This is a genomic window from Kribbella caucasensis (genome assembly GCF_004361855.1).
In the GTDB taxonomy this organism is placed as follows: Bacteria; Actinomycetota; Actinomycetes; order Propionibacteriales; family Kribbellaceae; genus Kribbella; species Kribbella caucasensis.
In genome coordinates, this window is the sequence record NZ_SNWQ01000029.1 from 53,337 (window position 1) to 67,520 (window position 14,184).

Below are 14,184 nucleotides of genomic sequence, written 5' to 3' on the forward strand. Positions count from 1 at the left end.
TCTGTGAGTTGCCATGGCTGAGCTCGTGGTGGGCGCGATCATGACGCGCAATCCGGTGGCCGTGCGTCCCGGCACCTTGTTCAAGGATGTCGTGTGCGCCCTGCTGGCAGGCGAGGTATGCGCTGTCCCGGTGATCGATGAGGGCCGCAAGCTCGTCGGCATCGTTGCCGAGGGCGACATCCTGGCCAATCTCGAATTCCATGGTGGTCTTGACCCAGCGCCGATCCTCCGCACCGGCGACGGGCGCAAGCGTTGGCGCATGGCCGCGGCAACCACCGCTGCCGAACTCATGGCGAACGCACCCTGTGTCGTCCGCGTCGATACGTGCACCGATCGGGCGGCCCGCGCACTCGCTCACTCGCGACAGCACTTGCTGTGTGTCGTCGATAACGAGCTGCGACTGGTCGGAGTGGTCACCGCGCGAAACCTGCTCACCCTGTACCAACGATCCGACGACAGCATCGCGGCCGAAGTCACGGCCCTTCTGACCGCTCACCAAGGCCGCCCAGCCCGAACACCAGCCGACATCACGATCAACGTGTGCCACGGGGTCGTCGTACTCGCCGGCTCCCTCACCTATCGCAGCCGGGTGGAACAAGCCGGTCTCGTGACCTCACACGTCGCCGGTGTCGTTGCCGTTCACAACCAGCTGACCTACGAAGTCGACGACATGCTGGTCACCGGCTTCTGAGCACCTGGTGACGTGCCAGCACCTCACCGATGCCGATGGCCGGTGGGCGCGGTGTGCTCGCTGCGAGATCGCTGAGCCGGACGGCGAACGTCGTCCGATCGTCGAGGGTCGAGGCCGTACGGCGCCAGCAGGTGAGCACGATCGGATCCAGCACCGCCTTGCCGAATGACCGGCGAATCTCCCACAGCGCGGTGGCCCATTGCAGCCCGGTCAGGTGTGAGCTGTCGAAGGTCTTCTGCATCAGAGCGGTTCCACTGGTGAGGTCGATGAACCCCGAGCGTGGGTCGTCGGCGTAGCTGCAGGGCAGGTAGTAGGCGAGCCCGGCCTCGATCGCCTGGACGTCACGGGTCCAGGCGTCCCGCGGAACCCCGATGAGTTCCTCCAGCATCCAGTGGCTGTACTCGTGCAGTACGACGCCCTGGTACCTGGCGGCCTGTGCACCGAGGACCAGCCGATCCATCGCCGGCTCGGGGTAGGCGACCTGTTGGGCCGGATCGATGTGGAGAATCGGCACTTGGCCGAGTGGAGCCCGGCAGTCGGCGATGAACTGCCGGTAGCCGCGCAGTACCGAGGTGAGGTCGGCTTTCAGGTCATCGGTGGCGGCACCGCTGAATCTCACGATCGCGTCAGCACCACGCTCGGATTCCGTGAGGGGTGCGAAGATCCGGCGGGCGGAGGCCCTTGCAGCTTTGTCGCTCCAGAGTTCGGCTTCCTTCGACTTGGTCTTACTTCCCTGCTGTCGTAGTAAGGCGCTGAGCCCGTACATCGCGGCTGGATCGCCGGCGTCCGCGGCTGCCCGCCACCAGTGTTCGGCCACCGCCTGGGACGCCTGGTCATCCCGGCGATAATTCAGCAGACCGAGGTTGAACAGTGCGACCGGGTGCTGCGACCGTTGCCAGATCGTCTTGGCCTCGTCCAGATCGCCCAGCCTGGTCGCCGACAGGCCGACGTTGACCAGGGCGTCGGCGCCGGTGTTCTCAGGGATGAGTCGCCACAACAGCTCCGGGATGGGCCGCCGCTCGGCCGTCACATGGTCGACCACGTAGTCGGGCGCCCGATATCCGTCCGGCAGGCGATCCAGCAGCGCAAGCCCGCCGGCCAGTTTGCCGGTTGCCCACTCGAAGGCGGCATCCTGTTCGGCCGCGTCGCCGGCCAAGGCCGCCGACCGAGGCGGCAGGTACGCCGGCAACAGGTCGACCAGCACTTGGCGTGGCGCCGGGCTCGGAACCCCGGCGCGTCGCCAATCGGCCGCGGCCCGCACCAGCGCGTGCCCGATCGGTCGTTGGAGGACGGCGACGTCGAAGGTGCTCAGTGCCGGCGTGGCACCGCCGAGGAAGGTCGGCAGGCCGTGCTGATGGGCGCCGTCCCGTACGGCGGCAGGCAGCGCGACGTCTGCGCTATCGAGTTCGCCATCGGCCCAATCCACCACGACCGGATGGCCGAACCATTCGAGGACGTCGGAGTCGACGGACTGCAAGCCATCGTGAGGCAGTAGCGCTTCGTAGGCGTTCAGCCGGACCGTGGCGATGACCACCGTTTCGTCCTCGCAGAACGCGCGGAGGTCGTCGACGCTGAGCCCGGCCGAACCCAGGAACAGATCCAGACGGTCGAGCCACACGACCAATCGGTTGGGCTTGATCCCCTGGCTCAGCAGGTGATGCAGGGCAGCGCCGTCCTTGGGCTTGAACAGCTGATGGTCGCCGAAGAGCGTTTGGGCGACGTGCACTGCCATTCGGGTCTTGCCCGACATCGCCTTACCAACAATCAGGACCCGTCCACGCTGCTGTACTGCGTCAGAAAGCTGCGGCTCCGCAGCGCGGGCGACGTACCCCACTTCGACCAGCGCCGGATGGACGCCTGCATAGCCCAGGTCTACATTCCCCACTCGTGGCAGCTCGTCCAGCGCGCCCGCCACGTGCGCGCGCCTAGCCGATGCCACCGTGTCATCCAGCAGCCGTCCGGCCCGCAACTCCGCAACGAGCAACCCTGACATGACACCCAGCGCACCCGCCAGCGCTTCCAACCACGGCGGGCTGTCCGTGAAGCCGGCGAGGACCACAGCCGGAAGGGCACCGCACACAGCCACGACCAGCAACCACCAGGAGCGCTCGCGCCCCTTGGTCGCAAGCCACAGCCCTGGCCGGTGCCCCACCTACCTCACCCCCACCGTCCCCTCGAGTATGCACCGCAACGACCCTGCCAAAGCGAGATCGCCGAAGCGGCACACCCGAGCAACACCGGGTCACGGGTCGAGGCGGTAGAACCGCCAGAAGTCGTGCTCGATCGGCAAGACGGTCGTCGTTGCGAATCCAGCCGCATCCGCGTAGCGGCGCAGGGTGTCCGGACGCATGACCGAGCCTGTTCCCGCCGAGCCCGGCTCGGTGAGCGCAGCGGGTAGGCAGTGCAGCGCACTCCAGCCGTAGTTGAACCGCTCCAGCTCGTCGCCGGGCGCGATGAACGTCTCCGCCACCTTCTCGTCGGCGACCAGCACCGCGCCGGCTCGGGTGAGCAGCGCGCGGGCCGCCCTTAACGCTGCGACCGGATCGGCCATGTCGTGCACGGTCTCGAAGAACGTCACCAGGTCGTACCGGCCGGCCAGGTCCGGGCTGCCGGCGTCCCGGTTCCCGAAGGAAACCCGGTCCGCGACGCCTGCGATCGAGGCGTTGCGGCGGGCCTCGGCGACCGACGCCTGGTCGAGATCGATGCCGTCGACCAGTACGGCGGGATAGGCCCGTGCGAACGCGATGCTGGACCAGCCGCTGCCACAGCCGAGATCGGCGACGCGGGCCGGATCGACCGTGCGCCGCAGCCGTGCCTCAATGTCCGGCAGTGCCGAGATCCAGTCGGCGGCCAACTGGTGCAGGAACATGGGCCGATTGAGCCGTGCGATCCCAACACGCAGATCAGCGCCGTACGCCGCATACGGCACCCCGCCCCCGGTCCGGAACGCGTCGAGCACCGCCGGCATCGTTTGGCCGAGGCTCGCGAACAGGGACGCCAGCGGCACGAGGTAGTTCAAGCTGTCCAGGTCCGTCATCACCTCGGCCACCCCGCTCGGCAGGCAGTACCGCCGGGTCAGCGCGTCACCGTCGTCGACGGTGACGTCGATCAGCCCGGCGACCGCCTGCTCCTCCAGCCACTCACGCGCGTATCGCTCGGCGATTCCAGCACGGGTGGCCAGCTCGACAGGTGTTGCGTCGGGCACCTGCGCCAGAGCCGCGTACAGACCGAGCCGGTCACCGACGTACACGTGCAAGAGTTCCAGGGCACCGATCGCCGCGTCGAAGAGCTGCTCGATGGCGCTGTCCCGGCGATCGGTGTCGACGGTCGTCGTGCTCATGGTGCCTCGGCTCGGCGGGCCGAACGCAATGCCAGCAGTGGCCTGAGCGCAATGGCCGCGCCGGCGACGAAGATCGCCGTGGCCAGATAGATCAGGCCGAGGTGGCCGATCGTGTCCAGGCCCCACGGGTAGTGCGCCGGGAGTGCGACCGCGAGTCCCAGCACCGGTGTGGCAACCGCTGTCACATAGGCCCACAGCAGGCCACGCCGTACGCCGAACCAGGCCAGCGCCGCGGTCGCCAGTCCGGCGGCTGCGATGAAGCCCGACACGGCGATGTGCAGGTGTGACACGTAGTGGTAGAGGTCGTCGCTGAACGTGCGGATCTCGTCCCGGGTGACGTCGACCTGCTCAGGTCCGATGCCGAGTTCGAGGAATGCGCCGGTGAAGTTGCGGACGAAGAAAATCACTGCGTACCCGATGAAGGCGAGGCCGGCCAACGCCATCAGCGCCGACCCCGTCCGCAGCGCCGCGGATTCGGCGGCGATCGATGCGTGGTGTTCCCTTGTTGACATCACAGATCCTCCCGATCTGCTCGGTCGAGGTCCTCGACCTGACCTCAGTTCTTCACGGCGAGTAGCGAGATGCTTTTGACGCCGTACCTGGCGCTCGCATCGCGGGCTCGGTCGGAGATGAACTCGTAGCCGTTGCGCCACATGGCGGTGACGGTGAGGCCCGCGTCCTCGATCGCCGCCAGGAACGAGTCCTCCTGTGAAGCGCCACCGATGCAGGCGGCCCACAGATCGGCGTCGCAGACGATCGAGTCCTTGAGTTGCCGCTCGGTGACGATGTCGGCGATCGCCAGCCGGCCGCCCGGCCGTAGTACCCGGGCCGCCTCGGCGAATACCCGGGACTTGTCCGGTGACAGGTTGATCACCCCGTTCGAGATGACGCAGTCGAACGTCTCGTCGTCGGCCGGGATGCTCTCGATGCGGCCTTCGCGGAACGCGACCTGGTCCAGTCCTGCCGCCGTGGCGAGCCGACGGGCACGGTCGAGTTGCTGCGGTGTGAAGTCGATGCCGACGACCCGGCCGCGAGGACCGACCAGCTGGGCGGCGTAGCAGGCGTCCATGCCCGAGCCGCTCCCCAGGTCGATCACCCGCTCCCCCTCCACGAGCTGTGCGAGACCGAATACATAGCCAACCCCGGCGAACGAGTCAACCGCACCACCAGGTACCCGGTCCAGCAGATCCCGGTCATACCCGAGCCGATCGGCAAGCCGCCGACCCATCTCGAAGTGGTACGCACCGTGTGGCGCCTCGGCCACCAGGCGGTACATCTCCTTGACCTTGGCCTCCAGCGCCACCACATCCACGATCGTCATTCCCTGCTCCTCTCCCCTTTGAACAGGAGACGTGGCGAGGCGTTCGTCTTATTGCCGATGGCACCAGATGCAATAAAGTGAAGGTGCGCAGCGTCTACACGATGTGACGCTGCTGGGTGTCAGGCCGGGGGAACCGATGGACGCCTCCCGAACGGAACAACGGGAGAGCTTCCGCGCGCTCGCGAGTGCACAGCTTCCACGGCTCTACTCGATCGCGCGGCGGCTGGTCGGGGACGACGCCGAGGACGCCGTACAAGACTGCCTGCTGAAGGGCTTCCAGCGGTACGACCAGCTGAAGTCGGCCGAATCAGCGCCGGCCTGGCTGACGAGCATCCTGGTGAACAGCTGCCACGACGTCGGCCGTGCCAGCGCCCGCCGGCCGCAGGTGATCGATTTCGAAGAGGTCGAGAAGTTCTCCCTGTACCGCAAGATCGCCTACGAAGACCCGTTCCCGTACTCCGACTCGTTGCACCTGGACTTTCTCGGTGAGTTCGGTCCGGAAGACGTGCACGCCGTACTGATGCGGCTCCCGCCGCTCTACCGCATCCCGTTGGTACTGGTCTATATGGAGGGCTTCCTGGCGAAGGAGCTCGCCCGGCGACTCGACGCACCGCTCGGGACCGTACTGGCGCGACTGCACCGGGGGCGGAAGCTGTTCGAGAAAGAGCTGTGGGAGTACGCCCGGGAGACCGGGCTACTGAAAGAGGGCGCACGATGATCAGCTGCCACGAAGCGGTCGGACAACTGTGGGAGTACCTCGACGGAGTTGTCGACGAGGCCGACCGCGCGCTCGTCGAAGAACACCTGTCCCGCTGCCGGCGCTGCTGCGGCGAGATGGAATTCGCCCAAGAGTTGCGCAGAACGCTGGCCGGATCGGTCCGCACCGAGATCCCCGCCGACGTGCTGCTCCGGCTGAACCAGACACTCGAGGAGCTGGACTGATGACCCGCGACCTGATGTACGGCGAAGAGGTGAGGACTCTGGTCCGTGCCGCCTACCGCAACGTGCCACCGACCACCGCCGCCGTCGCTCACAAGATCTACGCCGACCAGGAACTGGCGGGCGTTCCCCGATCGGCAATCGACCGGGCACTTGGCGTGGCGAACCACCTAAGGTTCGCCGACATCCGGCCCGGCGAGACGATCCTCGACATCGGCTGCGGAGCCGGCATCGACACGATCCTCGCCGCTCAGCGGACCGGGCCGTCCGGGAGAGTGATCGCCCTCGACTTCCTGCCCGAGATGCTCGACCGTACTGCGGCCGCCGCCCGCGAGGCCGGTTTGCCGAACGTGGAACCGCTCGAGGGCGAGATGGAGGCGATCCCCCTGCCCGACGACAGCGTCGATCTGATCATCTCCAACGGAGTGATCAACCTGTCCGCTCGCAAGGCGAGAGTGATGGCCGAGTGCGTCCGCGTCCTACGACCCGGCGGCCGCGTGTGCGTGTCGGACTTGACCGTAGAACAGGATGATCTGCCGGCCGAGATCCTCACCCAACCGGCTGCGTGGGCCGGGTGCATCGCCGGCGCACTGGCCGAGGACGATTTCGTCTACAAGCTGGAGAAGGCCGGCTTCGCAGACGTCGAAGTACTGCACCGAGAGCCACTCAGCATCGACGACTGCGCGCTCTATCCCCTCTTCTCCACAGACGTCATCAAGCTGATGAAGCGGCTCATCCCAACCGATCGGCACGACCGCGTCGCAGTAGCGATCGTGGTCAGGGCGTGGTCGCAGCCTGCGCGCTGAGTACGGCGTACCGGCTGGCAAGGAGGGCCGCGGCCTGGTCGACTTGGTCAGCCGTGGTCCAACGGCCTAGCGAGAGGCGGATGGCTGAGCGAGATCGTTCGGCGCCCAGCCCCATGGCGGTGAGCACTGCGGAGGGCGTATCGAGCCCTTCGTGACAGGCCGATCCGGTAGCCGCCGCGATCTGCGGGGTGGCGGCCAGTAGGTCGCGGCCGTTGACGCCGGTCAGGCTGAGGTTGAGCGTGCCTGGCAGTCGCTGGGTCGGGTGCCCGTTGAGGCGGATCAGACCTGGCATCAGCGCGTCGAGGCGATCGTGCAGCGCGTCACGCAGTCCCACCAGGTGCTTCCCTTCAGTCGGGAGATCATCGGCGGCGAGCTGTGCTGCCGCGCCGAGAGCGACGATGAGTGCGACGTTCTCCGTACCCGCCCGCAGGCCGCGCTCCTGACCACCACCGCGGATGACCGGTTGCACCGCGGTGCCGGACCTGACGTACAGCGCGCCGACACCTTTCGGCGCGTACATCTTGTGGCCGACCACGGTCAGTAGGTCGACACCGAGATCCTTCACGTCGAGTGGAATCTTCCCGGCAGCCTGGGCCGCGTCCGTGTGGAACAGCGCGCCATAGCGATGCGCGATGGCGGCCAGTTGAGCGAGCGGCTGCAGGGTGCCCGTCTCGCTGTTGGCGGCCATGATCGAGACCAGGACGGTCCGGTCGGTGATCGTGGCTTCCAGTACGGCGGGGTCGACCTGGCCGTGCTCGTCGACGGGAAGCCGCGTGATGGTGAATCCGTCGGCCTGCAGGCTGTCGCAAGCCTCGAGGACGGCAGGGTGCTCGGTGGCTTGAGTGATGACCTGGTCGGCTCGGCCGCGGGCCGCCAGGGCCACACCGCGGACGGCGAGCGTGTCGGCCTCTGATCCGCCCGCGGTGAAGACGATCTCGCCGGGCGCGGCGCCCAGCAGGTCCGCGACCTGGCGGCGGGCCTGCCCGACCGCGGCACGCGGCGCATCTGCGTAGGTGTGGCTGCTGGACGGGTTGCCGAAGTGGTGTGTCAGGTAAGGCAGCGCAGCGTCGACGACGCGTGGGTCGACCGGAGTGGTGGCGTTGTAGTCCAGGTAGATGGGTCCGTTGGTGAGACCGGGGTGAGTCACCTGTTCCTCCTGGGGTGGGTTTCGTACATGCGGGCTGCGGCGATGAGGCCGGAGGCGGCGGTGAGGGCTGCGACCGTCCAGACGGCGACCGGGATGCCCCACAGGTCGGCGAGTATCCCGGCCAGCAGGGCGCCGACGGCGAATCCACCGTCGCGCCACAGCCGGTAGACGCCAACGGATCTGGCTCGCCAGGCCGGGTGGGCCACGTCCCCGATCGTCGCCAGCAACGTCGGATAGACCATGGCGGTGCCGAGTCCGAGCAGGCTCACCGCGACCAGCCACTGACCGAAGCTGTTGCCGGCGGCCACCAGGGCCAGGGCGACCGCCTGGAGGAGCATGCCGGCGGTGATCAGCCACTTGCGACCCCATCGGTCGGACAGCGCGCCGGTGGCCAGCTGCGCGAAGCCCCAGACAGCCGGATACAGCGCACCAAGGAGACCGATCCGAGCCAGCGACAGGTGCTGGGTGGCAAACAGGATCGGGAACAGCCCCCAGGCCAGTCCGTCGTTCAGGTTGTTGACCAGCCCCGCCTGCGAGGCCGACGACAGTGCCGGTTCTTTGAAGCTGGTAAGGGTGAACACCTGCCTGGTGGTCATGCCCTGGTGCTCGGTACGACCTGCTTCGTGGTGGGCATGGCCGCGGGTCTCACGAACTGCCAACGTCGACAACCCCAGACCGAGCGCGGCAAACGCGGCACCGAGCAGGAACGGCGCGGGTCGGAGGCCGTACTCCGCTGCCAGGTAGCCGGTGGCCATCGCGGTGGCGGCGACGGCGACGTACCCCGCGGCTTCGTTCAGCCCCATGGCCAGTCCACGCCGCGCCGGACCGACCAGATCGATCTTCATGATCACGGTCGTCGACCAGGTCAGGCCCTGGTTCATCCCGAGCAGCACGTTGGCGGCGATCACCCAGCCCCAGTTCGGCGCCCAGATCAGCAGCAGCGGGACCGGCAGGCCGATCAACCACCCGGCGACCAGGACGGGTTTGCGGCCGTAGCGGTCCGACCAGGTTCCGGCGAAGAAGTTCGTGGCCGCCTTGACCGCGCCGAAGGCCAGGATGAAGGTCAGGGCACTGGTGTACGCCGTCAGGTGGAACGTCTGCTCGGCGAGCAACGGCAGCACGATGCGTTCCTGGCCGAGCATCCCGCCGACCAGCGCATTGATTGCCACCAGCAACAGGAACTGCGCGAGATTGGTCCGCAACCCCAGTCGCGGAGCCCTGACCGTGCTCATTCCAGCTGCCGGCCGGTCGCGGCGGACCAGTCCGCCGCGCCGCCTTCCAGCACCGCGAGCTCGTGATGACCGGCCCGCTGCAGCAGGCTTGCGGCGGTCATCGCTCGCTCACCGTGCCCGCACATCACCACCACCGGCCCTGCCCCGACCCCCGCAGTACGGTGGGGAAGGTCTCCTAGTTCGATGTGCTCCGCCCCCGGAACGTGTCCGGATTCGAACTCGTTGTCCTGCCGGACATCCAGAACCCGGGCGCCACCAATCTGATCGGCACGCAGCAACGGTGTCACCACTGACTGGCCATCCCAGCCGGCCATCCCCCCGGCCAGCTCCCCGATCGGGAGGGTGAACCCGATCTTCAACGCCTGCCAGGCCGGCTCGGCCAGATCCTGGTCACTGTCGCGGACCACGACGTACGGCGTGGCCGGGTCGAGCAGCCAGCCGAGCCAGGAAGCGAATTGGGCGCGCAACGGAATCGAGACCGCGCCCGGGACATGCCCGGCCGCGAACGCGCGAACCGGCCGCACGTCAATCAGGACGGCCCCCTCGGCCATGGCGCGAGCGAATTCACTGGATGGCAGCGCGCGCACATCCACCTCGCTCACCGCAGCGGGGCCGCGGCGGTTCACCTCGGGCAGGTGCAGGAAGTACGGCGGGAAGCTGCCCAGCCCGGCCAGCAACTGCTCGACGAACGCATCCTCGCTCGGTGCCCGGAGCAACGGATTGTCAGCCTTTTCGCGCCCGATGGTGGACACCCGCTCGGCACCTCGCGGAGCCGAGCAGAAGGATCCGGCGCCGTGCGTCGGCAGCACGGTTGTTGCGTCCGGCAACGTACTCAGCCGCTGCAGCGAGCGGTACTGCAGTCGCGTCAGCCGCTCGGTCTGCTCCGCACCGGCGAGGTCTGTGCGGGCAGCGCCGCCGACGATCAGCGAGCCGCCGGTGAACACTCCGAGCGGCCGGGATCCGTCGAGCAGCTCGAACGCCAGGTGCTCGCCGGTATGGCCCGGTGTCGCCAACGCGCGCAGTGTCAGACCGCCGAGGTCCACCTCATCGCCGTCGGCCAGGCCCTGGTGGTCGAACTCTCGACGCCCATCGGCCGACGCCAGCAGCCGGGCACGATCGACCGCCGCCAACTGCACCGCACCGGACAGGAAGTCGGCGTGCAGGTGTGTGTCGGCGGCGAACGCCACCGTCAGACCACGCCCCTCTGCCTCCGCCCGAAGCGCCCTCAGGTCCAGGCAGGGATCGACAGCCAGAGCGCGTCCGTCCCCGAGATCGACCAGGTACGACGAGTTGCCCAACCCTTCGTCGACCAGGGGAACGACCATCTTGCCTACCTCAGCATCCACTCCTACACTATTCCATGAATCTCTGGAGGAATGTCAATGGGTGATCCGGCCGGCAAGGCGGCGTTGTTCGAGGAGTTCGCGCAGGTCGGCAAGGCGCTCGGCAGCCCGAAACGGCTCGAGCTGCTGGATCTGCTGGCTCAAGGCGAGCGCTCGGTCGAGATCCTGGCCGGGCGCGCGAACCTGGGACTCACCACCGCCTCCAACCACCTGCAACTGCTCCGGCAAGCGGGATTGGTGTCGACCCGCAAGGAAGGCACCAAGGTCTACTACCGCCTCGCCGGCGAGGATGTCGCCACGCTGTGGGCACAGCTGCGCGACGTGGCCGCAGCGCGGGTTGCCGGCGTCGACCGCGCCCGCCGTACCTATCTGGGCGACGACGACATCACCGAGATGACCCGCGACGAGCTACTGCACCGCCTCGAAGCCGGCGACGTCACCGTGGTTGACGTACGCCCACCCGAGGAGTACGCCGCCGGCCACATCCAGGGCGCCATCTCCATCCCGGTCGACGAGCTGGCCGACCGGCTGGCCGAACTCCCCAGCGACGCGACGATCGTGGCCTACTGCCGCGGCTCGTACTGCGTCATGGCCCACGACGCCATCCGCATCCTCACCACAAAAGGCCTCCCCGCCCTCCGCCTCACCGACGGCATGCTCGAGTGGCGCCTGGCGGGCCTTCCCGTCGCGGTCTGAGCGGCGCACTATCGAAGAACTGGGGCAACTGCACCACATGGGGGGATCATGACCATCGAGGAAAGCCTGGCCAGTGCGCGGTCACACCTGCGCCGCCTGGACCCTGCCGACGCGTACGCCGCCACGGCCGAGCAGGACACCTTCATCGTCGACATCCGGCCGGACTTCCAACGCCGCGAAGCCGGCGAGATCGCCGGAGCCATCGTTGTCGAACGCAACCACCTGGAGTGGCGGCTGGATCCGAGCAGCGACGCACGAATCCCGGAGGCCGTCCACTCGGGCATCCGCTGGATTCTGATCTGCGAAGGCGGCTTCTCCTCCAGCCTCGCCGCTGACGCGTTGCACAAGATCGGCCTCCGGCGCAGTACCGACATCATCGGCGGCTTCCACGCCTGGACCGCAGCCGGCCTGCCAGTCGAACGGCCCGCCTCCCCCGCCATACCCCGCAGACCAGGCGAAGGAGCCACAACCCCGGTCTGAGCCGGTCAGGTCACGTCGAGGCGAGTGGTCCGCCAGAGCCCGGCGACCTCAGCCAGCAACGCATAGACAGCGAGCAGTACGCCACCCTGCCACGGTTCCAGGAAGTCTTGGTCGGTCAGGGTGATCTGGCTCAGAGCGCTCGCGGACGGACCGGGGAGGAAGATCGACCAGTCTTGCAGCGCGGGGATGCGGGTGACGATCGGTTCGGCGACGAACAGGTAGACCAGCAGACCCACGACAGTGGCGACTTGGTCGCGGAGTAATGCTCCGAGACCGACGCCGAGCAAGGCGAACAGGGTCACCGCGACGACTACTCCGGCAAAGGTCGCCGGGATGCCGTTGCCGGTCAGGGTCGGCTCGATCCCCCGGGCTTTGAGCCACGGCCAGGCGATCGCGGTCACCACCGCGATGCAGAGCACCGCGTAACCGGCGCCGACCATTCCGTAGCTGACCAGCTTGGCGGCCACGACCCTGCCACGGTGGGGTGTGGCGAGGAAGGTCGTGGTCGCGGTGCGATGCCGGTACTCCGCGGTGATGCCGATCGCGGCCAAGATCGCGACGAGCGTCTGCGCACCGCCTGCACTGGTCCCGAACAGCAGACGTTGTCCGGCGGCAGTGGCAAGCGGTGGCGCGAGGGTGTCGGGGTCGTCATTGAAGGCGATGTTGAGACTTGCGAACAGGGCAGTCAGACTCATGGTTGCCAGCAGCAACCACAGCCACAGCCGAGTGGATCGCAGCTTGGCGAACTCGCCTTGAATGAGGGCAAGCATCAGACTCCCTCCTTCGGCGTCCAGGCGGCTCGTACCGGCGAGGGCGATCCGGAAGTGAGAGCGAAGAACAGCCCTTCCAGATCGCCGTCCACCGGCCCCTGATACAGGAGTCTGCCCGCGCTGATGATCACAACTTCGTCCGCCAGATGCTGCATCTCGGTCAGCACGTGACTGGAGACCAAGACCGTTCGGCCCTCGGCGGCGAGATCGCGCAGCAGGCGGCGCATCCAGACGATTCCCTCGGGATCCAGCCCGTTGGCCGGTTCGTCCAGCACCAGCACCTTCGGGTCTCCGAGCAGCGCTACCGCCAGCGCGAGCCGCTGCCGCATTCCCAGCGAGTAGCCGCCGATCTTGCGCCTGCTTGCGTTAGACAGTCCCACCAGTTCCAGTACTTCGTCCGCTCGCTGCGGCGGGCAGCCGGTGACCGCGCAGTACACCCGCAGATGCGCCAACCCCGACCTGGCCGGGTGGAAACCGGTCCCATCCAATGCTGCGCCAACGACGGTGGTCGGAGCAGAGAGGTCACGGTACGACCGGCCTTCGATCGTCGCCGTGCCACGGTCGGGCCGAACCAGACCGAGCAACATCCGCAAGGTGGTGGTCTTGCCGGCGCCGTTGGGACCGAGGAACCCGGTCACGGTCCCGGCGGCCACGTCGAAAGTCAGCGCGTCGACAGCACGGACTTCGCCGAACGACTTCGTCAGCTCCCGGACCTCGATGCTCGCGGTCGTCATGGCATTCCGCCCTCGTTCGCCACACGGACGGCTCGGCCGAGGATGTGGGGTGAGGCAGGCGATGGCTGGTCCGGCGGAAAGTCGAATCGATCGATCTCCTCGATGTCGAAGCCGGCCGTGGCGATAGCCGTCGCGGTGTCGCGGCCCACGTGGCAGCCGCCCATCAGAAGGGGCCACAGCGTCAGATCGGCGACTCGTTGCACCCGCGCCAACCGACTACCTCCAGGCGCAGCGACGTGCTCGTAGAACCGCAGTTCACCACCTGGTCGCAGTACTCGACATGCCTCGCTGAGCGCTCTCTGCTGATCGGTGACGGAGCAGAGCACCAGCGACGCCACCACAGCATCGGCTGAGCGATCTTCGACCGGCAACCGCTCTGCCGAGCCGTCCACGACCCGCACGGAAACAGTCACGTCCTGAGCTCGGGAGCTCGCCTTGGCGCGCAGATACGGCTCCGGTTCCACGGCTACGACCTCACTGACTTCGGCCGGGTAGTGCGCGAAGTTGCCGCCCTCCCCCGCACCGACCTCGACCACCCGACCGGACAGCCCGTCCATCAGTCGGCGGCGATGCTCGTCTGCTCCCTGGCGGTCCATGACCGGCCTGAGCCGGGCGTACACACGGGCGAACAGCGGATGCGATATTCGTGCAGGCATAGCACTACGATGGAGTGTTAACAGGCAAG

At 67.7% G+C, this 14,184-nt stretch carries 16 protein-coding genes; 6 read left to right on the forward strand and 10 right to left on the reverse strand.

Annotated features, from left to right (window positions below; genetic code table 11):
• The first annotated feature begins 13 nt into the window (after positions 1–13).
• On the forward strand, positions 14–691 hold the full coding sequence (locus EV643_RS37960) for a CBS domain-containing protein (protein WP_133805059.1): 678 nt from the start codon (positions 14–16) through the stop codon (positions 689–691).
• Here the strand turns inward: EV643_RS37960 and EV643_RS37965 are convergent.
• The 4 genes from EV643_RS37965 to EV643_RS37980 all read right to left on the reverse strand — a co-directional run bounded on the left by EV643_RS37965 (position 678) and on the right by EV643_RS37980 (position 5,352).
• On the reverse strand, positions 678–2,843 hold the full coding sequence (locus tag EV643_RS37965; protein WP_133805060.1) for a hypothetical protein: 2,166 nt from the start codon (positions 2,841–2,843) through the stop codon (positions 678–680). The genes EV643_RS37960 and EV643_RS37965 overlap by 14 nt on opposite strands.
• Before the next feature lie 90 nt (positions 2,844–2,933).
• The gene (locus EV643_RS37970; RefSeq protein WP_133805061.1) at positions 2,934–4,031 is read right to left on the reverse strand and encodes a class I SAM-dependent methyltransferase; all 1,098 of its coding nucleotides are present in this window, start codon (positions 4,029–4,031) and stop codon (positions 2,934–2,936) included.
• Complete coding sequence (locus tag EV643_RS37975; protein WP_133805062.1) at positions 4,028–4,543, reverse strand: hypothetical protein; 516 nt, start codon at positions 4,541–4,543, stop codon at positions 4,028–4,030. The genes EV643_RS37970 and EV643_RS37975 overlap by 4 nt, the downstream gene beginning before the upstream one ends.
• A gap of 44 nt (positions 4,544–4,587) precedes the next feature.
• Positions 4,588–5,352, reverse strand: coding sequence for a methyltransferase domain-containing protein (locus EV643_RS37980; RefSeq protein WP_133805063.1), 765 nt, complete (start codon positions 5,350–5,352; stop codon positions 4,588–4,590).
• Positions 5,353–5,488: 136 nt separating this feature from the next.
• Here EV643_RS37980 and EV643_RS37985 point away from each other — a divergent pair, with 136 nt between their 5' ends.
• The 3 genes from EV643_RS37985 to EV643_RS37995 are packed head-to-tail and all read left to right on the forward strand — an operon-like array spanning position 5,489 to position 7,097.
• The gene (locus EV643_RS37985) at positions 5,489–6,070 is read left to right on the forward strand and encodes an RNA polymerase sigma factor (protein ID WP_133805064.1); all 582 of its coding nucleotides are present in this window, start codon (positions 5,489–5,491) and stop codon (positions 6,068–6,070) included.
• Positions 6,067–6,294: a CATRA system-associated protein gene (locus EV643_RS37990; RefSeq protein ID WP_133805065.1), complete on the forward strand. Its 228-nt coding sequence runs from the start codon at positions 6,067–6,069 to the stop codon at positions 6,292–6,294. The genes EV643_RS37985 and EV643_RS37990 overlap by 4 nt, the downstream gene beginning before the upstream one ends.
• On the forward strand, positions 6,294–7,097 hold the full coding sequence (locus EV643_RS37995; RefSeq protein WP_133805066.1) for a methyltransferase domain-containing protein: 804 nt from the start codon (positions 6,294–6,296) through the stop codon (positions 7,095–7,097). The genes EV643_RS37990 and EV643_RS37995 overlap by 1 nt, the downstream gene beginning before the upstream one ends.
• Here the strand turns inward: EV643_RS37995 and EV643_RS38000 are convergent.
• Genes EV643_RS38000 through EV643_RS38010 form a run of 3 tightly spaced genes read right to left on the reverse strand, consistent with a single transcriptional unit; the run spans position 7,069 to position 10,822 of the window.
• Entirely contained in the window at positions 7,069–8,244 is a 1,176-nt protein-coding gene (locus EV643_RS38000; protein ID WP_202869938.1) for a cysteine desulfurase family protein, read from the reverse strand. The two genes, EV643_RS37995 and EV643_RS38000, sit on opposite strands and share 29 nt — an antisense overlap.
• The gene (locus tag EV643_RS45190; RefSeq protein WP_133805068.1) at positions 8,241–9,476 is read right to left on the reverse strand and encodes an MFS transporter; all 1,236 of its coding nucleotides are present in this window, start codon (positions 9,474–9,476) and stop codon (positions 8,241–8,243) included. The genes EV643_RS38000 and EV643_RS45190 overlap by 4 nt, the downstream gene beginning before the upstream one ends.
• The gene (locus EV643_RS38010; protein WP_202869939.1) at positions 9,473–10,822 is read right to left on the reverse strand and encodes an MBL fold metallo-hydrolase; all 1,350 of its coding nucleotides are present in this window, start codon (positions 10,820–10,822) and stop codon (positions 9,473–9,475) included. The genes EV643_RS45190 and EV643_RS38010 overlap by 4 nt, the downstream gene beginning before the upstream one ends.
• Before the next feature lie 36 nt (positions 10,823–10,858).
• Between EV643_RS38010 and EV643_RS38015 the strand changes: the two genes are divergently transcribed.
• Both EV643_RS38015 and EV643_RS38020 read left to right on the forward strand, forming a co-directional pair.
• Positions 10,859–11,515, forward strand: a complete 657-nt coding sequence (locus EV643_RS38015) for an ArsR/SmtB family transcription factor (RefSeq protein ID WP_133805069.1) — start codon at positions 10,859–10,861, stop codon at positions 11,513–11,515.
• A gap of 48 nt (positions 11,516–11,563) precedes the next feature.
• On the forward strand, positions 11,564–11,995 hold the full coding sequence (locus EV643_RS38020; RefSeq protein ID WP_133805070.1) for a rhodanese-like domain-containing protein: 432 nt from the start codon (positions 11,564–11,566) through the stop codon (positions 11,993–11,995).
• A 5-nt stretch (positions 11,996–12,000) separates the two neighbouring features.
• Here the strand turns inward: EV643_RS38020 and EV643_RS38025 are convergent, their stop codons facing one another.
• Genes EV643_RS38025 through EV643_RS38035 form a run of 3 tightly spaced genes read right to left on the reverse strand, consistent with a single transcriptional unit; the run spans position 12,001 to position 14,155 of the window.
• Positions 12,001–12,765 carry an ABC transporter permease gene (locus tag EV643_RS38025; RefSeq protein WP_133805071.1) on the reverse strand — a complete coding sequence of 255 codons (765 nt, stop codon included), beginning with the start codon at positions 12,763–12,765 and terminating at the stop codon, positions 12,001–12,003.
• Positions 12,765–13,499: an ABC transporter ATP-binding protein gene (locus tag EV643_RS38030; protein WP_133805072.1), complete on the reverse strand. Its 735-nt coding sequence runs from the start codon at positions 13,497–13,499 to the stop codon at positions 12,765–12,767. Before EV643_RS38030 ends, EV643_RS38025 begins: the two co-directional genes overlap by 1 nt.
• Entirely contained in the window at positions 13,496–14,155 is a 660-nt protein-coding gene (locus EV643_RS38035; RefSeq protein WP_133805073.1) for a class I SAM-dependent methyltransferase, read from the reverse strand. The genes EV643_RS38030 and EV643_RS38035 overlap by 4 nt, the downstream gene beginning before the upstream one ends.
• Between the last annotated feature and the right edge of the window lie 29 nt (positions 14,156–14,184).

Bases quoted from the DNA above. Each gene is read 5' to 3' on its own strand.
- EV643_RS37960 (WP_133805059.1), top strand. From the start codon at position 14: ATGGCTGAGCTCGTGGTGGGCGCGATCATGACGCGCAATCCGGTGGCC.
- EV643_RS37970 (WP_133805061.1), bottom strand. From the start codon at position 4,031: ATGAGCACGACGACCGTCGACACCGATCGCCGGGACAGCGCCATCGAG.
- EV643_RS37975 (WP_133805062.1), bottom strand. From the start codon at position 4,543: ATGTCAACAAGGGAACACCACGCATCGATCGCCGCCGAATCCGCGGCG.
- EV643_RS37980 (WP_133805063.1), bottom strand. From the start codon at position 5,352: ATGACGATCGTGGATGTGGTGGCGCTGGAGGCCAAGGTCAAGGAGATG.
- EV643_RS37985 (WP_133805064.1), top strand. From the start codon at position 5,489: ATGGACGCCTCCCGAACGGAACAACGGGAGAGCTTCCGCGCGCTCGCG.
- EV643_RS37990 (WP_133805065.1), top strand. From the start codon at position 6,067: ATGATCAGCTGCCACGAAGCGGTCGGACAACTGTGGGAGTACCTCGAC.
- EV643_RS37995 (WP_133805066.1), top strand. From the start codon at position 6,294: ATGACCCGCGACCTGATGTACGGCGAAGAGGTGAGGACTCTGGTCCGT.
- EV643_RS45190 (WP_133805068.1), bottom strand. From the start codon at position 9,476: ATGAGCACGGTCAGGGCTCCGCGACTGGGGTTGCGGACCAATCTCGCG.
- EV643_RS38015 (WP_133805069.1), top strand. From the start codon at position 10,859: ATGGGTGATCCGGCCGGCAAGGCGGCGTTGTTCGAGGAGTTCGCGCAG.
- EV643_RS38020 (WP_133805070.1), top strand. From the start codon at position 11,564: ATGACCATCGAGGAAAGCCTGGCCAGTGCGCGGTCACACCTGCGCCGC.
- EV643_RS38025 (WP_133805071.1), bottom strand. From the start codon at position 12,765: ATGCTTGCCCTCATTCAAGGCGAGTTCGCCAAGCTGCGATCCACTCGG.
- EV643_RS38030 (WP_133805072.1), bottom strand. From the start codon at position 13,499: ATGACGACCGCGAGCATCGAGGTCCGGGAGCTGACGAAGTCGTTCGGC.
- EV643_RS38035 (WP_133805073.1), bottom strand. From the start codon at position 14,155: ATGCCTGCACGAATATCGCATCCGCTGTTCGCCCGTGTGTACGCCCGG.